We start from the raw sequence: 23554 nt of genomic DNA, 5'->3' as shown, positions 1-23554 counted from the left end.
TTGTCGAAACGCACCTTTTAATACCTCCTCGTAGCATATGAGAACTACAGGATTACTAACTCGTATTAATATGTATATTATTACTGCCGCATAACGATTACAAAATTACACAAAAAAATATATCTAACAAAAGTGGGAGGATTTTTTAACTTTTTACCATAGACATTTTATGAGAAATATCAACACCTACAACAGAAGAAGCACCGTGTTCCATCGCATAAATACAGTGCCATCCATAGCCGCATCCTAAATCAAGCACACGCTTATCTTTAAAATCCGGCAGCAGCTTTCTCAATGTTTCCCATTCTCCTGCACCGGCTAGTCCCTGCTGTGAGCGACTCATTTGACTGTATTTTTGAAAAAATATATTATCATCATATTTGTTTTCTTTCATCTGAATTCTCCTCGTTTAAAAAGTTATTTATCTCCGTTGCAATTTTTTTCACTTCTTTATAAAGCTTCTCGGTCATATCGTAGCATTCAAAAAGTGAAAGACCGAGTACTTCAAAAATATGATTTACCCTTTCGGCATATTTTTTAGGTTTATATTCAAAAGTTTCAAGCAGTTTTATAGCTTTCTTTTCGTTAATGCAATAAGCATTATTACATGCAAATAGTACTTGATTTAAGCATGAAATAATACGAAAAACATGGCCTGCAATATAATATTTATCCTCTGCTCCCGCATTTGCTTTTACAAACATTAAAGAGAACTCTGCTTCAAATAAAAAAAAGTTTATCAAGCTCTTCTTTAGAGCACCAGGGTAAATTTCCGCCTGATTTTTTAATTCGCATAAGCTTTCATTTTTAGCATATTGTATCTTGCTGATAGCCAATTCTCCACGATACATAGCACTTATATAACCATGGGGATGCCCGGTCTGATAATTTGCAGTAACAATTCCTTGCTCCGTATCTTTGATTATTTGTTCCACCCGTTTTATATCACGTAAAATCAGATCAACATGATACCCGTTCATAACTAACCATCCGCCGCCATTGATCCAATCACCCCACGCTCCGGGAGGTACAACAAGGTTGTTTCTATTCTCATCATCCAACTCTGTAGCAATTTGGTTAATCGCTGTCAGGTCAAATGATTCTTGATTGTAATAAATTCCGATATCTATATCAGAATCCTCTGTATGGGTACCTTGGTCTTATGTCAATATTTTGGACACAAAAAGTCAAACTTTTTTATGCTGCACTTCTAGCTAATAATTCACATTGATCTGGAGTCATGTAATTAATAGAAGAGTGTAGCCTTTTTCTGTTATACCAACCTTCAATATATTTAAAAATAGCCATATTAGCTTCTTCGAAGGTACGGTATGTATTTCTATATATTTCTTCCTTTTTTATTAATGAATGAAAAGATTCTATACAAGCATTATCATATGGACAACCTTTTTTACTAAACGATTGTATAATATTAAACTCTTTGCATAGCTCCCTTAAATCATTGCTAGTGTATTGAGAGCCTAAATCGCTATGAAATATTAATTGCTTATTCTTATCGGGAAATTGGCTGTAATAAGCATTTTTTAAGGCTTTAACAACTAAATCATTAGTCATTCTCTGATCGAAAGCGTAGCCAATTATTTTTTTAGAAGGCTATGTTAGCCTTCTTCGTGATAAATATAGCATAAAAACAACCACACCTTAGACTTTTCAATATATTGAATTCTAAGATGTGGTTGCTTCTATAACTTACTATAAATTGTTCGTAATATATTAAAATTGTTCACTTAATCAGCTCTACAAATTGAATTTATCCATTGATTAAATCTTGCAACTCATTTACAAAACGACATACATGAAATCCATCACATACCGCATGATGTACTTGAATGGCTAATGGCAAAATATATCTTCCTCTTTCTTCATAATATTTTCCCATTGTAAATATAGGTAACAAATACTCATATCCTTTTTGAAGGTTTAAGTTAAAACCTTCAAATGTTGTCCATGGAATCATTGATACTGGAAAATTATTTTCAGGAATATTCGGCTTTACCATCATTCCTTTTAGTTCTCCGAATTCTTCCATATCTTTTTCATAAGCGGCACAGAAATCATCATACTTGTTAAAATACTCGGTCCAAAGATTGGAAAAAGTTTCCGTATTTTTATGAAATATTGTATAGCAAGGTATCATTTCATCATACACACCTAATTGCCCTTCTGCATTAAATGAAGTTCTAAACTCATCATGTCTATTAACAATAGTAGTAATAAAATATAACATTGTTGGATATAATTTCTTTTTTCTATTTTTTATTTCCGTAATATCCAACTTTACACTCATACTATATGTGCATGGAACTCCAGAAAAATAATGCTCAAAGTATTCTTTTCTATCCCAGTTTTCTTTATCAATAACGGTAAATTTCATTTTTATCCTTAATTCCGCAACACTTTGATTTAAATTAATTTATAAGTTCCTGAGCAACAAAAAGTTGCCCAGGATTTTGCCATGTCAGAATTTTCACTTATCTTAGTGTTGCAAAAAGAAAACAAGCAAAACTCTAATATGACATGGCAAAAATACAAATTAAATCTGAGAAACTCACACCTTTTGGAGGAATTTTTTCAATCATGGAGAAATTTGACTCCATGCTTTCACCCGTTATCGACTCAACACTGGGTCAGAGATGCAGCAGTATCTTCGGATATCAGTTCAGCGAGATAGTCCGTTCGCTGATGAGCGTTTATTTCTGTGGCGGCTCATGCGTGGAAGATGTAACGTCACAACTGATGCGCCATCTCTCGTATCATCCTACCCTTCGTACATGCAGCTCTGATACCATCCTCAGAGCCATCAAGGAACTGATACAGGAAAACATCTCCTATACTTCCGACCAAGGCAAGACCTATGATTTCAATACTGCAGACAAACTCAACACATTGCTTATAAACGCTTTGGTTTCTACAGGCGAGTTGAAGGAAATTGAGGAATACGATGTTGACTTTGACCATCAGTTCCTTGAAACGGAGAAGTATGATGCAAAACCGACCTACAAAAAGTTCCTCGGCTACAGGCCTGGCGTATATGTTATCGGTGACAAGATAGTCTATATCGAGAACAGCGATGGTAACACGAATGTGCGTTTTCATCAGGCAGACACCCATAAGAGATTCTTCGCTCTTCTGGAATCCCAGAACATCCGTGTAAATCGCTTCAGGGCAGACTGCGGTTCCTGCTCGAAGGAAATCGTCAGTGAGATAGAGAAGCATCGCAAACATTTCTACATCCGTGCCAACCGATGCAGTTCGCTCTACAATGACATCTTTGCTCTGAGAGGATGGAAGACGGAGGAGATTAACGGCATCCAGTTCGAACTCAATTCCATTCTCGTTGAGAAATGGGAAGGCAAGTGCTATCGTCTTGTCATCCAGAGACAAAGACGCAACAGTGGCGACCTTGACCTGTGGGAAGGCGAATACACTTACCGTTGTATTCTGACCAACGATTACAAGTCATCGACAAGGGACATTGTTGAATTCTACAATCTGCGTGGCGGCAAGGAACGTATCTTTGACGACATGAACAACGGATTCGGTTGGAGCAGGCTCCCCAAGTCATTCATGGCGGAGAATACTGTCTTTCTTCTGCTTACTGCATTGATACACAATTTCTACAAGACCATCATGAGCAGGCTTGACACCAAGGCTTTTGGGCTCAAGAAAACGAGTCGCATAAAGGCTTTTGTCTTCAGATTCATCTCCGTACCTGCCAAGTGGATCATGACTGCAAGGCAATACGTGCTGAATATCTACACAGAGAACCGAGCTTATGCAAAACCCTTCAAAACAGAATTCGGATAAGAATCCTTTCTTTCCGGTTTGAATCTGCGTATTACCTCAAGTCGCATCGTGGGGTAAGGGGATGGTGTGCACAAATCGGACAAAATTCACGCTCATACTATCATGATGCATAGTGTTCAAGCTCTTTACTGCAATTGAGATTGTCATTGAGATTGCTTGCGGATTTTAGGATTTCTAAAAAAAACAAAATCCAAGCAAGCCCTAATGACCTCTAAGTTTGCAGAAGATTGCGACGAAGTCGCATAAACTCCAAAATAATCAAGGTAAAACTATGATTGCTAAAGACAGTTTCGTACCTTTGTTGTAAAAAGGTAGAATCGGTCTGTCGAAGAGGTAAACCAGCTAATGACCCAGCCGTAAAGCTATAAATCGTTTAGGTCCTCATCGACATAGTTGCAAAGACCAGATAGAAAGTTATCGGCTCTGAGCCTTGTTAGAGTGTTAGTCCATACAACTATTGACCAATTCTACACAATATAACTCGTACAAAGTTATGAAGAATTTATTTATCGGAGTTGATTTTTCGAAAGAAAAAGTTGATGTGGCTATCCTTTTTGCAGACGGACTGGCAGAAACCGCTGCTAGAGTGTTCAACGAGTTCAAGACAACCGTGTCTGGCTATAGGCAGTTGGTCAAGTGGGTTGAGCAGAATTCCTGCGGTATCGACTCGTCCTTGTGGCTCTTCTGTGGCGAGAACACGGGCGACTACAGCAAGGGACTGTGCAACTTCCTCTACGGTAAAGGCTACGACATGTGGCTTGAGAACGCAAAGAGCATCAAAGACGCATCTGGTCTTAGACGATTGAAGTCTGACCGTGCTGACGCCTCGATGATTGCAGAATACGCCATGAGGAATTACGATAAAGCCGTTATGTACGAGCCTCTTAGCGAGTCGCTTACACAACTGCGTGAGCTGTTCCTATACCGTCAGATGATCGTAAGACACAGATGCAGTTTCCAGGTGCGTAGAGGCGAAAAGCGACTCACTATGGAGAAGTCGCCAGTCAAGACAATGATTTCGCAGAGCGGACGGCACATCGTCTCTGAACTCAATAAGGAGATAGAGAAGATAGATAAGCGCATTGCCGATCTCATCAAGTCGGACGAGGAACTCACCGAGGTGTTCACCATCGTGACCTCGGTGCCTGGCATAGGAACGCAGAACGCTGTGTGCCTGATGGTGTACACCGACAACTTCCGGCGTTTCAACTACGACTCACGCAAGATTGCCTGCTATTACGGCCTAGCTCCATTTGGCAAAGATTCGGGAACCAGTGTGCATTCCGATCCGCATGTACATTATATGGCTAACCGCCAGATAAAGGCCATGCTGACGCAAGCGGCACTAGCTGCCGTCAACTTCAATCCCATTATGGCGAGGTACTACATGCGCCTCGTAGAACGAGGAAAGAAGAAGCAGGTTGCACTGAACAATGTCAAGAACAAACTTGTACATTTGGTCACAGCCATGGTCAGAAATCGCCAAACATTCACCCCTGAATATAAAATCTCAGCATAAATTGAAAATAATGGTCAAAACATTTGGATATTAACATAGAAAGCGATTTGGGATAAAGCTTGTATGTTTCAATAAATAATTGTATCTTTGTTGCGAAAAATCCATGAAAATCCGCAATACCGTTGCGGAAAATCTATGAAAATCCGCAATATAAACGAACAAATACATAATGTATGATTGAACGTATATGCCATATTGACAAGGAGTTAGAGGATAGTATATTTTTGTTTGGTGCCCGTCAGACAGGAAAAAGTACCTTTTTGCGTCAGAAATTTCCAGACAGTATATACATTGACTTGTTGGATACAACTATAAAGGGGCGCTTCAGTCGTCGGCCTTCTCTGCTTTATGAGATGCTTTCTAACAAGGAAGTAGGTACGCTTGTTATTATAGATGAGATACCAGAAGTGCCTGAGTTGCTTAATGAAGTACATCGTTTGATGTCAGAGAAAGGACTTGTGTTTATTCTATGTGGTTCAAGTGCCAGAAAATTGAAACGCAAAGGCTATAATACATTGGGAGGCAGAGCATATCCTGTATATCTATTTCCTTTTGTGAGTGCTGAGATTCCCGACTTTGATTTACAACAAGCTATCAATTATGGAATGTTGCCACCGCATTATCTGGCAAAGAATCCGCATCGCCGTCTATCTGCATATATTGATGTTTATCTAAAAGAAGAAATCAAGGAAGAGGCTCTTGTAAGGAATCTAAACACTTTTCAGCGTTTTCTGGAGGTTGCGGCATTAACAGATGGCGAAATGATAAATAACAATAATATAGCTCAAGATTGTGGTGTAAGTGCCAATACTGTTGGTAACTATTTTGATATATTGGAGGACACTCTTTTAGGATTCCGTGTACCTGCTTATACCAAAACAATGAAACGCAGATTGGTGCAGGCTCCTCGATTCTATTATTTTGATATAGGTGTAGCCAATCATTTGTTGCATCGTAAGGAATTGGTGAGAGGCACGGCAGAGTATGGTCATGCTTTCGAACACCTTGTAATTCAAGAGCTAAGAGCTTGGCTGAGTTATAAGGAAAGTATGGAACAATTGAGTTATTGGAGGGCTTATACTGGTCAAGAGGTGGATGCTGTGATTGGTGATGCAAGAGTTGCAATAGAGATAAAATCTGTAGAGGAGGTACTGCCAAGGCATTTAAAAGGTCTCAAGACTTTCGCCTCTGATTATCCTGAAAGCAAACTGTTGATAGTTTCGTTAGATCCTATCAACAGAAAGATGGGAGATGTAGAGTGTATCCATATCATTGATTTTTTCAGAAGACTTTGGAGCGAAGGTATATGATAATCTGTAGCACACAGTGTTGTCTCTTTAACCCAAATCGGTCATTAGGGCTTGCCTGGATTTTGTTTTTTAGAAGAGTGGATTTTGTTTGGCTTTTAATGAGTAATAGCGGGCTATTGCGAATTAAAAACAAGCAAAAGACGCCTTATAAAAAGCAAAAGACTGCAAGCAGTTATTAAAATTATACATTAAACGGCCTAATGACCGATTTGGGTTTAATCCAAATCCTCTCTTCTAAAAGAGCAAAATCCAAGCAAGCCCTAACAACCGACCGATTGGGGGTTAAGTTGGTAGATATGAGTAAAAGGTGCAAATATCGCTGATTTTTAGTAAAAAACGAGAATTTCTGAGAAACTGTCAGATTGTCTGGTTTTTTGTTGTAATACTCTGACAGACAGAGAGTTGCCTGATAGTCAACTGTCAGCCAATTGTCTGGATGGTTTGCTGATGAAAGGGCTGATAGTTGAATGTGTACAAGACTGCATCGCGGATACGCTTACTTACAATTATCAGATGAAAGGAATTCAGACGGCAGGAATGGCATGCGTTGGCAGAATTCTGAAAACAGGGATATGGGTATTACAACATCAACTTATTGGGCATCCGTCTGACAGAAAATCTGCCCAACAGGGGCAAGCACGTTGCCCATGATGGGCAAGCACGTTGCCCCACATGGGCACGCTGCTTGCCCATTTTCTGTAGTTTTGATTACCCTTATATATATAAAAGGTAATGAAGACCAATGTCACGACAGGCGGAAATCGTCAGGCATAATAGTCGCGCAGCTGGGCGGCAAGTGCTGCGAGCTGTTCTATGCTGCCGTTGCCATAGCGCTGCCATATCTGCTGACAAGGCTGGAGCAGCGGCGTAACCATAAATTCCTGCCGGTTGAGATACGGATCGAGAATCTGATATACGTTGAGCACATCCTCCACTACCCTTGCCTTCACGCCTATCAGCCGCGCCAGCTCCTCCACCTCGGGCGTGGATGCCACCATCGTAATCGGCGTGAGACGGAAATAGAGGTCGAGCACGAGGATGAGAGCCACCGGCGTGAGCGGTTCACAATGAGGAATCTGGCGGAAGTCCTTCTCGAAAGTCTCCTTCACCTCCACCCCATCATAGAATGCCGAAGCGCAGGAGAATCCCATCATGCTCCTCACCTTGGCAGCGTCGGCACGCAACCGCCGTGGATTGTCCTTGTAGCGCTGCATCAAGCTGCTGAGAAACGGTGTGGAACCGTTGCGCAGGTCGAACATCTTCTCATATATAAAGGATGGCGGCAGATGCAGTTCGATACTCAGATCCACCATCTGCCTGCTATACATACGTTTCAGCCCTACGGGTTTGCGCATATACAGTTGCATCACCAGAAGCCAATAATCATCTTGCCAAAGAGAAGAAATGCCAGCCATAGTAGTATCATTTGATTAATTTCTGCAAACTTAAGAAAAAATGTGGAAACAAAAGAATTATTTTTCGTAACTTTGTGCGCTGATAATAATAATACCCGTTTTAAACGGCCTAATGACCGATTGGGGTTAAACAGCCACAAACGGTTATGAAAACAAGGATTTTCATATAACAAGTTTTACAAACCAAGATACTGCCGCCACGAGAGGGCAACAGAATGAAAATAAGGAATATAAGACAAAACGGGTATTAGGTATACGGTCTTGTTGCCTTTCAATAAAAACGACAAACTAAATAATACATATTCGATAAATAACAAACTAACTAAAAAATACTAATATGGATACATTCTCAAAGAATTTCTCCCTTGAGGGCAAGGTAGCTCTCGTTACGGGAGCAGCCTACGGTATCGGTTTCGCCATTGCCGAGGCTTACGCAAAGGCAGGTGCGAAGATTGCCTTCAACTGCCGTTCACAGCATCATATGGACCAGGCTCTCGCCGACTACAAGGCTAAGGGCATCGAGGCAAAGGGCTACATCTGCGACGTTACGAATGAGGAGGAGGTGAAGAAGATGGTTGCCGACATCGAGAAGGAACTTGGCGTCATCGACATCCTCGTGAACAACGCCGGCATCATCAAGCGCATCCCTATGACAGAGATGAGCGTGGAGGATTTCCGCCAGGTTGTCGACATCGACCTCAACGCTCCATTCATCGTGTCGAAGGCCGTTATCCCCGGAATGATAAAGAAGGGCCACGGCAAGATCATCAACATCTGCTCAATGATGAGCGAACTGGGTCGTGAGACAGTTTCTGCATACGCTGCTGCAAAGGGCGGACTGAAGATGCTCACCCGCAACATCTGCTCTGAGTTCGGCGAGCACAACATCCAGTGCAACGGTATCGGCCCTGGCTATATCGCCACTCCACAGACCGCTCCGCTGCGCGAGCGTCAGGCTGACGGCAGCCGCCATCCTTTCGACAGCTTCATCATCAGCAAGACTCCTGCCGCACGCTGGGGAACTCCAGAGGACTTGATGGGTCCTGCCGTATTCCTCGCTTCTGATGCCAGCGACTTCGTAAACGGCCACGTGCTCTACGTTGACGGTGGTATCCTGGCTTATATCGGCAAGCAGCCTTGATATGCTGACGACAGAAGGAACACGACCGTAAAAATATCACTCCCCCACCCTGTGTGTCTCTCTCTGAGACCTATCTGGGGAAATAGAAAATAAATGCGCCTCAAGCATCTTTGTCATCGACAAGAGCTTGAGGCGCATTGTTTTTCTTTCAAACGGCATAATGACCGATTGGGGTTTATGGTTTCTTGTATATCAGCGTGAGTCCGTCGCGCAGCGGCAGCATCACACGCTCCACTCTGGGGTCGTGCGCCACGAAGTCATTGAATGCCTCAATGCCGTGTGTCTGCTTGTCCTTGTCGTAGGCGTGGTCCACCACATGTCCGTCCCACAGTGTGTTGTCGGCAAGGATGAATCCTCCGGGTCTGAGCAGCGAGAGCACCATCTCATACGACTCCATATACGTGCGCTTGTCGCCGTCAACAAATGCCATGTCGAACTCCACTCCGAGCTTGGGAGCCTCGGTCATTGCATCGCCGATGATGAAGCGTATCTTGTCGGCGACAGCCGACTGCTCTATCCAGGGACGCGTGAAGTCTTCCTGCTCGTCGTTTATCTCAAAGGTATACACCATTCCCCCCTCTTCCAGTCCTTCTGCCAGACAGATGGCGCTGTAGCCGCTGAAGGTGCCTATCTCGAGGATGTTCTTCGGACGGATCATCCTCACGAGCATCTTCAGCACCCTACCCTGCAGATGTCCGCTCGCCATGCGTCCATGCAGCAGATGGATATTGGTGGCGCGGTATAGGCGATACAGATAATCGCCCTCCGGGTCGCTATGGTCGAGGATATACTTTTCTATTTCTGAATTCATTGTCCAATCTGAGTGATGATACTTACAGCATCTTCAGCACCTCAGCATTGAGGTATGGCTTGATTTTGCTGAATGGCACGATGAATCTCACGCAGCCTGCGGCATAAGAAAACAGTTCGTATGGCTGATAGATAATCATTACGCCCTCCTTGGTGAGATATGGTGCTGTTTTTGGCAGCGGCAGGAAATCCACTGTGCAATCGGCTCCCACTATCATACTCTGCAGTTCATCATCGGACATTCTCTTGCCGTCGAACTCCTGGAAATAGTCTTTCATTCCCTCTTTGAGAATGGTGTTGAAAGATGTGTCGCCATAGACAGACTGTTTAAGTATCTCGCTGCCGAAGCGTCTGCCGTCGCTCTTGCGGAACGTCATGCCGCTCATGTTGCCCATGCCGTGGGCACCGCCAAGATACTGGTAGATGCCGCAGGTGTAGGTCACGTATTTGTCTGTCTCACAGTCTTTTCTGATATCTGCGCTCCACGACACCATCTGGTCGGCGTCAAGTCCCAGTTCCTCGATGTTGGCATTGAGATATTTCTTCGTGTCTGCCACATAATGCTGCAACAGCGAATCCTTGTTTCCGAGCGATCCCATGTAAGTGGCTCCGAGCTGCTCACTGATATATTCGGCAATGGAGTTTTTGAGATACTGATTGCCGGCAGTGGGGTAGTCGAAGACTATTCTTATCTCCATCCTCTTGTCGCTATGGTTGTATACCACAGAGTCTGTCTGCAACTGCTCACTGGCAGTAGCCTTGTTTCCGCCGCAAGAGAACATGACCAATGTGGCCAAAGCTCCCAGAATAATGCCTTTTGTTTTCATAATCGGTTTTTGTTTAGATTAATAATAGTGCCAGCCTGTCTTGCCAGACTGTGCTGTCAATAGGTTATCTGGTGTTGGGGATCATACTTTCTGTGCCAGCCATGTCATCCATTTCCCGCCTTTCATACACAATATGCCGATTACGACAAACGGTATCGACAGCAGCTGTCCCATGTCGAGTGGGAGAGAGGCCTCGAAAGCCTCCTGCACCTCCTTGGTGTATTCTATGAAGAAGCGTGCCGTGAAGATATATGTGAGACAGAGTCCGAAGAAGAATCCCGTGCCCACCTTCTGCGGAGATTTTCTGTAGAAATACAGTCCGATGACAAACAGCAGCGCATAGGCTATCGCCTCATACAGCTGCCCCGGGTGTCTTGGCTGCATGTCCACCTGCTGGAACACGAATGCCCATGGCACATCGGTCACTTTTCCTATTATCTCCGAGTTCATCAGGTTGCCAAGCCTTATGAAACACGCCGTTATAGGCGTTGCTATGGCGATGTTGTCGAGCACCGTCCATAGATTCAGCTTCGTCTTCCTGACGTATAGCAGCAGCGTGATGATGAGTCCTATCGTTCCGCCGTGGCTTGCCAGTCCGGCATATCCCGTAAAGCGCCATCCTCCGTCGGGCAGGAAGCGTATGGGTATCAACATCTCCACAATGTGCTGGCCTGAGGAGAGAAAATAGTCCGGTTCATAAAACAGACAGTGTCCGAGTCGTGCGCCGATGAGTATTCCGAGGAAGCAGTATATGAAGAGCGGTTCGAAGAGCGTCTCCTTGATTTTCTGCTGTATATACAGGCGCCTCACTATGAAGTATGCCGCCAGGAGTCCTATCAGCCAGCACAGGGCGTACCAGCGCATGGCGAAGGAGCCTATCCTGAAGGCCTCTATGCTTGGGTTCCAGTCAATGAAAAGCATTTTCTATTTTTTATTCACATGTCGTTGACATGCTACGAGTTGACGAGTTGACGAGTTGACGAGTTGACGGGGCGTCTACACGTTGAATCTGAAATGCATGATGTCGCCATCCTGCACCACATACTCCTTGCCTTCGATGCCGAGCTTTCCGGCTTCTCTCACGGCTGCCTCTGATCCATACTGGATATAGTCGGCATATTTTATCACCTCTGCACGGATGAAACCTTTCTCGAAGTCGGTGTGTATCACTCCTGCACACTGTGGCGCCTTCCATCCCTTGTGGTATGTCCATGCCTTTACCTCCATCTCTCCGGCGGTGATGAAAGTCTCGAGGTTGAGCAGCGAGTAGGCTTTCTTGATGAGTCGGTTCACGCCGCTCTCTTCCAGTCCGAGCTCGTCGAGGAACATCTTCTTGTCTTCGTATGTCTCCAGTCCGGCGATGTCTTCCTCTGTCTTTCCGGCTATCACGAGAGTCTCCGCTCCTTCTTCCTTGGCGATATCTTCGATGCGCTTTGAGTATTCGTTGCCTGTCTTGGCGGCAGTCTCGTCAACGTTGCATACGTAGAGCACAGGCTTTGCGGTGAGCAGGAAGAGGTTGCGTGCTGCTTCCTGTTCCTCCTTAGAGTCGAATTCCACGGTGCGTGCGTTCTTTCCCTGCTCCAGGGCTGCCTTGTAAGCCTCGAGCACACCCACTTCCACCTTGGCATCTTTGTTTCCTGCCTGTGCCACCTTCTGCTGCTTGCCCAGTCGCGCCTCAATGGTCTCCAGGTCTTTGAGCTGCAGCTCGGTGTCGATTATTTCCTTGTCGCGCACAGGGTCTATCGTTCCGTCAACGTGTGTGATGTTGTCGTCGTCGAAACAGCGCAGCACGTGGATGATGGCGTCGGTCTCACGGATGTTTCCGAGGAATTTGTTTCCGAGTCCTTCGCCCTTGCTTGCTCCCTTCACGAGTCCGGCGATGTCTACTATCTCGCAGGTTGCCGGCACGATGCGTCCGGGGTGTACTATCTCGGCGAGCTTCGTGAGTCGCTCGTCGGGCACGGTGATAACACCGACGTTAGGTTCTATAGTACAGAAAGGGAAGTTTGCCGCCTGTGCCTTAGCGCTTGAGAGGCAGTTGAAAAGAGTGGACTTTCCCACGTTAGGGAGTCCAACGATACCACATTTTAGTGCCATGTCTTAGTTTTATATTTATTCTTTTATTGTTTTCTGAAAAAAACATTATCACCCTGCCCCTTATTCCGGAATTGGCATCCGGCAATGGGGGAGGGCAGAGCTTGCAAACAGCGACTGTATGGGCAAATGAAAATATCCGTGTCAACTCGTTTCCTCGTCAACCCGAATGCCCGTCTGCCGTCTTCTGTTTTTACTATCAATCTGCAAATATAAGAATTTTACACTCAACGGACGCATAATTTCGAGAAAACTGTTTGCCGCAGGCATATATTTCATTAAATTTTGCATTCTACGAGTGTAAAAAGGGATGTTTCATTTCTGCCTGCGCATGGTATGCCTGATCATAATCCTCTGAGCCAGACTCCGAAGAAGCGGTCGTACACGATATATCCTTTGTCTGAAAGATATACATACTCTTCGTCAGCAAGATATTTCAAGGCTCTTTGCACGCTGCTTGCCGTCTTGAGCTGATGCCTGCTGATGAATGGTCCCGACATAGGTTCCGCCACGCTGCCTTCCCTCGCTATCGCCAGCAGAAGGTTTGCCTGGTTAGCTGTGAGCAGATGGAACAGGCGTTTGTAGTCTTCTTCTTCTGACAGTATTATCTGACGCACCACCTCGTCCAGTTTCTTACGGGTTACTTCCATGTCGGAGAGACGGTAGAGGCGGTTCATCACTGCCTGTATATACCATGTCACTCCATCCACGCTGTCGTAGATATCATGGAAAACTTCCGGTGAGATGGAAACGTTTTTCTCTCTCAACTTATCCTCTGCAAAGGCAAAATAAACAGCCTCGTCGAGGGTATGCAGGCTCAATTTCTCCGTACTTCTGTAGAAGGGATGCTTTGGTGAATTGAACATTTCCATCATCATGTGCAAACGGCTTCCGGAAAATATGAAGCGGGCGTTGCTCATAGTCTGGATATGGGTGCGCAAGAGTGCTTCTACGTTTTTCTCAGGATATTCCAACACCTGCTGAAACTCATCGAAGGCAATGTAGCAACGGCGTTTTGACTGGGCTATATATGAGAATATCTCGTCGAGAGTGGATTCCGACGACTGTGGTGAGAAACTGAGCGACACCTGAGGAAGGCCGGTCATGAAGTCGGTAGACATCGTGATTTGACTGCCTTTGAAAACATTTGTTATCGCATTCTCGGCTTTCTGTAGCGGCGTGTCGAGTTTGCCGACTATCGCCTTGGCGAATGTCTGCACGAAATCATACAGAGAATTGGTGGCATAGATGTCGATATAGAAGCAGACGGCATCGTTGTCCATCTCCTTTATCTTATGAAACACATGACGTATAAGACCTGTCTTGCCATACCTTCTCGGACTCATAAGGGTGAGATTGCAGCCATTTGTCAACGATGATATAATGTCTTCGCTCTCTTTCTTACGGTCGCAGAAATACTCTGGTCCTTCGTATCCATACAACAAAAAAGGATTATCTATCTTTCTCATAACCAACGTTTTATTATCATTACGCATTTTGCGTTACGCATTTTGCGTAATCACTTTGCAAATATAACGATTTATTTGCTTACACACAATTTTATGGCACCTTTTCATTACACTTGCGGGTATTTCATTGCATTGACGAAAACCAGACGTTAGGACTTGCCGGTGAAAATGCAATTGAAGCTATTAACGGCATCACACCCGACAGGGAATACATAATACTGCATGTCAAAGACATGACGAACTTGAACAAAAAAATATCAAAACTTGTATATACAGAATATAATGACTATCTTTGCAGATTGAACTCAACATATAAATACAATTTTTATTCACGAAAAACAATAAAACACATATAACACAATGGAGTATAACTTCAACGAAATCGAAAAGAAATGGCGACAGAAGTGGGTGGAAGACAAGACCTATAAAGTCGTGGAAGACAAGGAGAAAAAGAAATTCTACGTGCTCAACATGTTTCCTTATCCTTCGGGAGCAGGACTCCATGTGGGACACCCGTTGGGATATATCGCCTCTGACATCTACGCAAGATACAAGAGACAGAACGGATTCAACGTGCTCAACCCGATGGGATACGATGCTTACGGACTGCCGGCGGAGCAGTATGCCATACAGACAGGACAGCATCCGGCAGTGACCACAGAGACTAATATCGCAAGATACAGAGAACAGCTCGACAAAATAGGATTCTCGTTCGACTGGGACAGAGAGGTGCGCACATGCGACCCGAAATACTATAAGTGGACACAGTGGGCTTTCCAGAAGATGTTCAAATCATTCTACTGCCAGAAATGCCAGAAGGCAATGCCTATCGAAGAGCTGGTGAAGATGTTTGAAGAGAAAGGCAGCGAGGCGGCAGAGAATGTGGCAAAGAGCGAGGAACTGACATTCACCGCCGAGGAATGGAAGCAGATGACGGAGAAGGAGCAGCAGCAGGTGCTCATGAACTACCGCATAGCTTACATCGGAGAGACGATGGTGAACTGGTGTGCCGGTCTCGGCACGGTGCTCGCCAACGACGAGGTGGTGGACGGTGTGTCGGAACGCGGAGGATTCCCCGTGGTGCAGAAGAAGATGCGCCAGTGGTGTCTGCGCGTCAGCGCTTACTCACAGAGACTGCTCGACGGACTGGACCAGGTGGACTGGACTGACAGCATCAAGGAGACCCAGCGCAACTGGATTGGACGCTCGGAAGGAACGGAGATGAACTTCAAAGTGGCCGGACAGGACTGGGACTTCACCATCTTCACAACACGTGCCGACACTATCTTCGGAGTGACATTCATGGTGCTGGCGCCTGAGAGCGAACTCGTGGAGAAACTCACCACAAGCGAACAGAAGGCTGAGGTGGACGAATATCTCGCCTATGTGAAGAAGCGCACAGAGCTCGACCGCATGGCAAACCACAAGGTTACGGGAGTGTTCTCAGGCTCTTATGCCGTGAACCCTTTCACGGGCGAGAACATCCCTGTATGGATTTCTGAATACGTGCTCGCAGGATACGGTACGGGAGCCATCATGGCTGTGCCTGCCCACGACTCACGCGACTACGCATTCGCCAAGCATTTCAACCTGCCTATAATCCCGCTCATCGAGGGTGCCGACGTTAGCGAGGAGAGCTTCGACGCCAAAGAGGGAACGGTATGCAACTCACCGGCACCAACGGCAAAGAACGCCATCGCCGGATTCTCGCTCAACGGACTGAGCGTGAAGGAGGCTATCGCAACGACAAAGAAATACGTTACGGAGAATGGCATCGGAAAGGTGAAGGTGAACTACCGCCTGCGCGACGCCATATTCTCACGACAGAGATACTGGGGTGAGCCATTCCCCGTATACTACAAGGACGGTATGCCATACATGGTACCGGAAGAGTGTCTGCCTGTGGAACTGCCTGAAGTAGACCAGTATAAGCCTACGGAAACAGGCGAGCCGCCATTGGGACACGCCAGGAAATGGGCTTGGGACACGGAGAAGAACGAAGTGGTGGACAAGGCGCTCATCAACGACACCACGATTTTCCCGCTGGAGCTGAACACCATGCCGGGATTCGCCGGTTCGTCGGCTTACTACCTGAGATATATGGACCCACACAACGACAAGGCACTCGTGGCAAAGGATGTGGACGAATACTGGCAGAACGTGGACCTCTACGTGGGAGGTACGGAGCATGCCACAGGACACCTCATCTACTCGCGCTTCTGGAACAAGTTCCTGTATGACTACGGATGCTCTTGCAAAGAGGAGCCATATCAGAAACTCGTGAACCAGGGAATGATACAGGGACGCTCTAACTTCGTATACCGCATAAACAGCGACGACCACTCCAAGGCACCGGTGTTCGTGAGCCTCGGACTGAAAGACCAATATGAGACTACTCCGATACACGTTGACGTGAACATCGTGAACGCTGACGTGCTCGATCTGGAGGCTTTCAAGAAATGGAGACCTGAATATGAGAACGCCGAGTTCATACTGGAAGACGGAAAATACATCTGCGGATGGGCAGTAGAGAAGATGTCGAAGTCGATGTTCAACGTGGTGAACCCCGACATGATCGTAGAGAAATACGGTGCCGACACTCTGCGCCTGTATGAGATGTTCCTCGGTCCGGTGGAGGCAAGCAAGCCTTGGGACACCAACGGCATCGACGGTTGCCACCGCTTCCTGAAAAAGCTGTGGGGACTGTTCTTCAGCCGCGACGGACAATTCCTGCCAACCGACGAAGAGCCTACGGCAGAACAGCTGAAGAGCATACACAAGCTCATCAAGAAGGTGACCCGCGACATTGAGCACTTCTCATACAACACGAGCATCTCGGCATTCATGATTTGCGTGGGAGAACTGCAGCAGATGAAATGCCACAGCAAGGTGGTGCTGCAAGACCTCGTGGTTCTCATCTCGCCATTCGCACCGCATGTGGCAGAGGAGCTGTGGCATCAGCTCGGCAACGAGACTACGGTATGCGACGCCAAATGGCCTGAGTTCAACGAGAAATATCTCGTGGAAAGCAGCATGCAGCTCACGATATCGTTCAACGGAAAGGCGCGCTACCAGAAGACATTCCCCGTTGACGCCGACAACGAGACGATAAAGAACGAGGTGCTCGCCGACGAGAAGAGCCAGAAATACCTCGAAGGCAAACAGGTTGTGAAAGTCATCGTGGTGCCTAAGAAAATCGTTAACGTGGTGATAAAATAATCCTCATACAATCCCTTCCCTGACCTGCTGCCGATAAATGGCGGATGGAGCAGGGGAGGGGATTGGAAACATTCTGAGAAGAAAGAAACAAGGCCTGGCAAAGAGAAAAACCGGCCCTATAAATAACCTTAACTCATATACTAATCAAACAGCAGAGACCAGGAGTCTCTAACAACTAACTTTTTATTATGGCAACTGACAACAACAATGCAGCTTTCGCACAGAAAAATGGTGGCGGAATAATACAATTCATGAGAAGTAACGCCGGCAAGGCGCTGGGAAGAGAGATAAAAGACTATTTCTTCATCACTCTCGGACTTATGCTATACACATTCGGATTCACCGTCTTCCTATTGCCATACGAGATTGTGACGGGCGGTATCGCCGGTGTAGGAGCCATCGTGTTCTATGCAACGAAATTTCCGGTGCAGTGGACTTTCTTCATCATCAACGCCGCGCTCATAGTGGCGGCACTGAAGATACTGGGATGGCGGTTTCTGGCAAAGACAATCTATGCCACATTCGCACTGACCGTGATGCTCGACATAGCGCAGAAAGTGGTGGAGATGCCCGACGGCACTTTCTATAAGCTGATGGGAGAGGGCAACGACTTCATGTCGCTCGTCATCGGATGTATGCTCACGGGAACGGCGCTCGCCATCGTGTTCCTCAACAACGGCAGTACAGGCGGTACCGACATCATCGCGGCGGTGGTGAACAAATACCACAATATCTCGCTCGGTATGGGACTTATCATGGTGGACCTCTGTATCATCAGCAGCAGCTTGCTCATCGAATCCTTCGGTACGTTCCCAGAGAGATGCACGATGGTGGTGTTCGGACTATGTACGATGTTCATCGAATGCAACATGCTCGACTTCGTGATGAACTGGCAGCGACAGTCCGTGCAGTTCATGATATTCTCAAAGAAACACCAGGAGATTGCCAACGCCATAGCAAAGGAGACCGAGCACACAATGACAATACTCGACGGTCACGGATGGTATTCCGGCGACCCTATAAAGGTGATCTGCCTAATGGCAAAGAAAAGGGAAAGCGTGGAAATCTTCCGCGTCATAAAGTCTATAGACCCTAATGCCTTCGTAAGCCAAAGCAGCGTGCAGGGCGTATTCGGAGAGGGCTTCGATCCGATAAAGGTGAAGGTGAAGGCACAGAAACTGGAAAAGGAAATGAAAAAACAACAGGAGAATGCTTGACAAATAGAAGAAGACCCCTCCTGACATTCCCCAGAAGAGAGAGAGACAGTACTCAGAACATATAAGGAAGTATGAGGAAAATAATACTGTCTCTCACACAAGGAGATGTCAGGAGGGGTCTTGCTGACTTGTAAACTCATAAGACTTGTCTTCTCGTCAACTCGTTTACTTGTCAACTCGTCAACTTGTCTACTCGTCAACTATAAATAAAAATGAAAATAGTATTTGCAACAAACAACGCTCACAAACTGGAAGAAGTGAGAAACATTCTTGGAAACAAATTCCAGGTATTGTCGCTCAACGACATTGAATGCCACGTGGATATTCCGGAGACAGGAAAGACTCTGGAAGAAAATGCCATGATAAAGGCAAAATACGTGTTTGAACATTATCATATCAGTGTGTTTGCCGACGACACAGGACTCGAAGTTGAAGCTCTCGGCGGAGAACCCGGAGTATATTCTGCAAGATATGCGGGAGGCGACGGACACGACAGCGAGGCAAACATGAAGAAGCTGCTCGCCAACCTCAAGGGAGAGGAAAACCGCAAGGCGCGTTTCCGCACCGTGATAGCCTATATCCTAAAAGACGAAGACTCGGACGGTATAGCTGCCCAGGGAGAGATGGAAGGCATAGTGGAAGGCGAGATAACGGAAGAAAAGAAGGGAGAGTCGGGATTCGGCTACGACCCTATATTCCAGCCTACCGGCTACGACAAGACATTCGCCGAACTCGGCAACGACATAAAGAACAAAATCTCTCATAGGGCAAGGGCTGTGGAGAAATTCGCACAATTCCTCTTTTCCGCCACCTGTCAGCAATAATTCTGCAGGTTGTTGCGTTATAAGAGAAAACAATAAAGAAAAAAAGAAATGCGCAGACACTTCATATCACTCCTCACATTGCTCGCCGCAATGACGACAAACGCCGGAGCACAGAATCTGGACAAATGGAAGGCATATATGGCTTATGGAAAGATTACAGACATAGAGCCTGCCGGAAACATGGTTTATGTGCTCAGCTCCGGCGACTTGTTCTCATACAACATCACGGACGGAAGCGTGGCGACATACGACAAGGTGTTCCCGCTCAGCGAATGCACAATATCGCAGATAGCATGGAACAACACGGCGAAGAAGCTTATCATTGTATACGACAACTACAACATCGACCTGCTCGACAACAAGCTGAACGTGACGAACATCGCGGGCTACTACGACAAGACGATGACGGTAAGCAAGGATGTAAACAAGGTGGTGATAGAGGGCAGTCTGGCATATCTGTGTACGGCTTTCGGACTGGTGCAGATTGACATGAAGGAGGGACTTATCCTCGACACCTACAATCTGGGAAAGAATGTTACCGACTGTGCCTTCAGCGGAAACAAGATATACGTGAACACCAGCGACGGAATACTGGCAGCCGACAAGTCGGCAAACCTGCTCGACAAGTCTAACTGGCACGCCACGACAGACAATGTGTCGTTCAACCATGCCAACGACATCGCCACGACATGGGACAACGGATATCTGCAATACGTGGCCTACGACAAGACAAACAAATGCTACTGGACCAACCAGGAGGACGAGAAGCTGCAGGCATACACCGTTACCGCCGACGGCACGAAGACCGTGACGCTGAGCGACATAAATCCCGTAGGTACACCGAAATACAATACCATCGGTTTTCTGAAGATAAGGAACGGAAAGCTCTATACCTGCAACGGTGGAGAGTGGGACAGGGAAAAGCCAGCCACGATACAGGTGTACGACATCGACGGCAATACCTGGACTACTTACGACGACAAGGGAATAGCAGAGAAATACGGTATCATATATAAGGATATGCTTTGTCTCGACATCGACCCCAAAAACGACAACCACGTGATGGCTGGATCACAAAGCGGACTATACGAATTCCTCGACGGAAAACTGATCAACAGATTTGACTACAAAAACAGTCCGATATCCTTCGTCGACGGTCTGGAAGGTGATCCGAACTATCAGATCATCACATCGTTGTTCTACGACAAAGACAACACGCTGTGGGTAATAAACCATCAGGCGATAAACAAAGGAATACTGAAATATTCTGCCGACGGCAAATGGTCGTCGCCAGACAAGACCATAAACCACCTCTCCGTGAACAATGCCAAGATCATGGGATACGACTCTCATGGCAGGATTTGGATAAACAACGGACGAAACGCCAACCCTGGAGTGTATTGCTATTCTGCTGACGGCAACAATCTATATAGCTACACGCATTTCGTGAACGAGGACATGGCGGAAATAAGCGGTATCGAGAGATGCAAGACGCTCGCCGAAGACAGAAGCGGCAATATTTGGGTGGGAACTAACGTTGGTCTCTTCGAACTGACAGAGGAATACCAGCGCGACCCGTCGCTCGGCTTCTATCAGGTAAAGGTGCCCCGCAACGACGGTACCAACTATGCCGACTATCTGCTTGCCGGACTCGACATCACCACGATGGCAATAGACAATGCCGACCGCAAATGGATAGGCACGAGCCGCGACGGCGTGTATGTAATAAGCAGCGACAACATGGTGCAGGAGGCTCACTTCCTGGCATCAAACAGCTGTCTGCTCGCCGACGGTATCCTCGATATAGAGATAGACAAGCAGACGGGAACGGTATATATAGGAACTGAAAAGGGCCTGTGCTCAGTGGAAAGCAATGCCGTGGCTACCAACGAGAGCATGAGCAAAGACAACGTATGGGCTTATCCGAATCCCGTGAAGCCTGACTATACGGGACTCATCACCATAGTAGGACTTGCCTACGACAGCGACGTGAAAATCACAACCACAAACGGTGTGCTCGTGGCTGAAGGACGAAGCACCGGAGGATCCTTCCAATGGAACGGATGCGACAAGAAGGGCAGGAGAGTGGCAAGCGGCATATATATGGTGAACACAGCGACGCAGAGCGGAGACAGCGGCACGGTATGCAAGATTGCGGTGATAAACTAAGTCTCTCTCTATATATATATTTATATGGTGATATAACCAAGCCTATATAATATATTAACAAGGAAAAGCAACGGTATGACGCCCAAGTGCTTTATCAAGCGTTTTGTCCATTATATATAAAAACAAGGAAATAAAGACAGATGAAATATTCGATAAGGAAGAAATGGAATGAGATGAGGGGATTCGTCTTCTTCACACTGGCAATAACGCTGCTGTGGGGAATGGAATTTGCCTTTGCCGACTTCTACGACTCACCATGCAACAGCATGAAAGACTTTGTGGGACAGGCTTTCCAATGGGGAGCGATAGAGATGACAACCTTTGTCTTCATCTGGATGATAGCGGCAAACAAATATGTCTTCGCCGTGGCGTATCCGCTGCTGACGGCACTGACTTCTGCCGTGGCGTTCTTCCGCTATACAATGAAGGTCACGGTGACGCCGATGACCATAGACCTCACCTTCACCAACGACCTCACAACTACATCTGACATGATAACGCTGCCGCTGATATTGTTTATACTCATAAACCTCGTCGCGGCTATATTCATAGCGAGATGGCGATTCATAAGGCTGGACAATCTGAAATGGCAATGGATACACATCATCGTCTGCATGGCACTGATATACGGCATTTTCCACAACGGACGACTTGGAATACCGGTATCCAACCGTCTGCCCTTCAATATCTATGCCTCGCTAAACGAATATCTCGGCAACAAGCGCATCGTGGCAGACAAGCGTCCTGCCTTCGGCGGAAAGACGACATGTGGCACTGACAGCATCGACGTGGTGTTCATCATCGGTGAGACGCTGCGTGCCGACCACATGCAGATCAACGGATATGCAAGGCCCACCACGCCGCTGCTGGCAAAGGAGAAGAACGTGGTGTCACTGCCTGACATAGAGTCAGAATACTGGTTCACCCACGAGAGCGTGCCGTATATCATGACCAGGGCCGACCACAACACCAAGGACAGGGCATATACAGAACGGTCGTTCATCGACATCTTCAAGAGAGCCGGCTACCACACATCATGGATTTCAAACCAGGAGAGCGTTCCCACATTCATATATTTCATGAAGGAGGCAGACAAGCTGACGTATGTAAACGGCGGCAAGTCGCTATATATCTATGACTCATGGCTCGACGACGATGTGCTGCCCCCTCTTGACAGCGCACTGACAAACGGAAAGTCAAACAGCCGCAACCTTATCGTCATACACAGCATCGGTTCACACTGGTGGTATAACGCCCATTATCCCAAGTCGGCAGCCCGTTGGAAACCGGAACTGACGAGTCGCGTGATAACGGAGAACAGCCGGCAACAGTTCATAAACTCCTACGACAACACCGTATTATATTCCGACAGTTTCTGGCATCAGGTGAGAGAACGCCTGCGCCATCGCAACGCCATAGTGATATATCTCTCCGACCATGGCGAAAATCTGGGCGAAGACGGACAATATACACATGCCAACGACACCAAGGAGGTGAGAAACGCCGCCTGCTGGATATGGTGCTCCGACAAATACAAGAGCCGTTATCCAGAGAAATACGCAGCCCTGGAGAGAAACGCCAAGAAGAAATACAACACGGCATTCCTCTTCCATTCCATCATCGATGCCGGCGACATCAGCACTCCTTACATCGACAAGAAGTATGATGTATTCAAGTAGGCAAGGACAATGAAACAATTTCAATAACTATAT

General features: G+C 46.4%; 17 protein-coding genes and 2 pseudogenes. 9 read left to right on the top strand and 10 right to left on the bottom strand.

Annotation, left to right across the window (positions count from 1 at the left end; translation table 11 throughout):
* Nucleotides 1-163 precede the first annotated feature (163 nt).
* The 4 genes and pseudogenes from CCC32_RS05205 to catA form a co-directional block, all read right to left on the bottom strand.
* Nucleotides 164-394, bottom strand: a pseudogene (locus CCC32_RS05205) (class I SAM-dependent methyltransferase); the annotation flags it as partial.
* On the bottom strand, nucleotides 375-1118 hold the full coding sequence (locus CCC32_RS05200) for a nucleotidyltransferase domain-containing protein (RefSeq protein WP_502705604.1): 744 nt from the start codon (nucleotides 1116-1118) through the stop codon (nucleotides 375-377). The pseudogene CCC32_RS05205 and the gene CCC32_RS05200, both read right to left, overlap by 20 nt.
* A gap of 79 nt (nucleotides 1119-1197) precedes the next feature.
* Nucleotides 1198-1611 (bottom strand): annotated as a pseudogene (locus CCC32_RS05195) (IS3 family transposase); the annotation flags it as partial.
* Between the two features lie 160 nt (nucleotides 1612-1771).
* Nucleotides 1772-2395, bottom strand: a complete 624-nt coding sequence (gene catA / locus CCC32_RS05190) for a type A chloramphenicol O-acetyltransferase (RefSeq protein WP_164788644.1) — start codon at nucleotides 2393-2395, stop codon at nucleotides 1772-1774.
* Nucleotides 2396-2538: 143 nt separating this feature from the next.
* Between catA and CCC32_RS05185 the strand changes: the two genes are divergently transcribed.
* From CCC32_RS05185 to CCC32_RS05175, 3 genes are all read left to right on the top strand, one after another.
* The gene (locus tag CCC32_RS05185) at nucleotides 2539-3828 is read left to right on the top strand and encodes an IS1380-like element IS612 family transposase (RefSeq protein ID WP_287072769.1); all 1290 of its coding nucleotides are present in this window, start codon (nucleotides 2539-2541) and stop codon (nucleotides 3826-3828) included.
* A 493-nt stretch (nucleotides 3829-4321) separates the two neighbouring features.
* The gene (locus CCC32_RS05180) at nucleotides 4322-5347 is read left to right on the top strand and encodes an IS110 family RNA-guided transposase (RefSeq protein WP_042517114.1); all 1026 of its coding nucleotides are present in this window, start codon (nucleotides 4322-4324) and stop codon (nucleotides 5345-5347) included.
* A 173-nt stretch (nucleotides 5348-5520) separates the two neighbouring features.
* Nucleotides 5521-6657, top strand: a complete 1137-nt coding sequence (locus tag CCC32_RS05175) for an ATP-binding protein (RefSeq protein WP_287072767.1) — start codon at nucleotides 5521-5523, stop codon at nucleotides 6655-6657.
* Nucleotides 6658-7421: 764 nt separating this feature from the next.
* Here CCC32_RS05175 and CCC32_RS05170 read toward each other — a convergent pair.
* Nucleotides 7422-8072 (bottom strand): hypothetical protein, encoded by a 651-nt coding sequence (locus CCC32_RS05170; RefSeq protein WP_044074031.1) that lies wholly within the window; start codon nucleotides 8070-8072, stop codon nucleotides 7422-7424.
* 337 nt (nucleotides 8073-8409) lie between these two features.
* Here CCC32_RS05170 and CCC32_RS05165 point away from each other — a divergent pair, with 337 nt between their 5' ends.
* The gene (locus tag CCC32_RS05165) at nucleotides 8410-9213 is read left to right on the top strand and encodes a gluconate 5-dehydrogenase (protein WP_022316906.1); all 804 of its coding nucleotides are present in this window, start codon (nucleotides 8410-8412) and stop codon (nucleotides 9211-9213) included.
* A gap of 175 nt (nucleotides 9214-9388) precedes the next feature.
* On the opposite strand, the gene CCC32_RS05160 is transcribed toward CCC32_RS05165, so the two are convergent.
* The 5 genes from CCC32_RS05160 to CCC32_RS05140 form a co-directional block, all read right to left on the bottom strand.
* Nucleotides 9389-10024, bottom strand: coding sequence for an O-methyltransferase (locus tag CCC32_RS05160; RefSeq protein ID WP_022316907.1), 636 nt, complete (start codon nucleotides 10022-10024; stop codon nucleotides 9389-9391).
* A 22-nt stretch (nucleotides 10025-10046) separates the two neighbouring features.
* The gene (locus CCC32_RS05155; protein ID WP_287072763.1) at nucleotides 10047-10850 is read right to left on the bottom strand and encodes an RsiV family protein; all 804 of its coding nucleotides are present in this window, start codon (nucleotides 10848-10850) and stop codon (nucleotides 10047-10049) included.
* Nucleotides 10851-10931: 81 nt separating this feature from the next.
* Nucleotides 10932-11771 carry a prolipoprotein diacylglyceryl transferase gene (lgt, locus tag CCC32_RS05150; RefSeq protein ID WP_022316909.1) on the bottom strand — a complete coding sequence of 280 codons (840 nt, stop codon included), beginning with the start codon at nucleotides 11769-11771 and terminating at the stop codon, nucleotides 10932-10934.
* A gap of 75 nt (nucleotides 11772-11846) precedes the next feature.
* Nucleotides 11847-12947, bottom strand: a complete 1101-nt coding sequence (gene ychF, locus CCC32_RS05145; RefSeq protein WP_022316910.1) for a redox-regulated ATPase YchF — start codon at nucleotides 12945-12947, stop codon at nucleotides 11847-11849.
* Between the two features lie 341 nt (nucleotides 12948-13288).
* A complete protein-coding gene (locus CCC32_RS05140; RefSeq protein ID WP_287072761.1) occupies nucleotides 13289-14413 on the bottom strand; it encodes an AAA family ATPase in 1125 nt (374 codons plus the stop codon).
* 360 nt (nucleotides 14414-14773) lie between these two features.
* On the opposite strand from CCC32_RS05140, the gene leuS reads away from it, so the two are divergent.
* The 5 genes from leuS (at nucleotide 14774) to CCC32_RS05115 (ending at nucleotide 23521) form a co-directional block, all read left to right on the top strand.
* Nucleotides 14774-17632 carry a leucine--tRNA ligase gene (gene leuS / locus CCC32_RS05135; RefSeq protein ID WP_278840070.1) on the top strand — a complete coding sequence of 953 codons (2859 nt, stop codon included), beginning with the start codon at nucleotides 14774-14776 and terminating at the stop codon, nucleotides 17630-17632.
* A 251-nt stretch (nucleotides 17633-17883) separates the two neighbouring features.
* Nucleotides 17884-18849, top strand: a complete 966-nt coding sequence (locus CCC32_RS05130) for a YitT family protein (protein WP_042518119.1) — start codon at nucleotides 17884-17886, stop codon at nucleotides 18847-18849.
* 212 nt (nucleotides 18850-19061) lie between these two features.
* Nucleotides 19062-19673: a non-canonical purine NTP diphosphatase gene (locus CCC32_RS05125; RefSeq protein WP_044064391.1), complete on the top strand. Its 612-nt coding sequence runs from the start codon at nucleotides 19062-19064 to the stop codon at nucleotides 19671-19673.
* Between the two features lie 48 nt (nucleotides 19674-19721).
* A complete protein-coding gene (gene porZ / locus CCC32_RS05120) occupies nucleotides 19722-21842 on the top strand; it encodes a type IX secretion system anionic LPS delivery protein PorZ (RefSeq protein ID WP_287072756.1) in 2121 nt (706 codons plus the stop codon).
* A 140-nt stretch (nucleotides 21843-21982) separates the two neighbouring features.
* Complete coding sequence (locus tag CCC32_RS05115; RefSeq protein WP_287072754.1) at nucleotides 21983-23521, top strand: phosphoethanolamine transferase; 1539 nt, start codon at nucleotides 21983-21985, stop codon at nucleotides 23519-23521.
* Nucleotides 23522-23554 lie beyond the last annotated feature (33 nt).

Source organism: Prevotella sp. LMAG:51, from assembly GCF_008680225.1.
Lineage (GTDB): Bacteria > Bacteroidota > Bacteroidia > Bacteroidales > Bacteroidaceae > Prevotella > Prevotella pectinovora.
The sequence above is the reverse complement of the archived record's forward strand: the minus strand, read 5'-3'. Positions and strand labels throughout refer to the sequence as shown.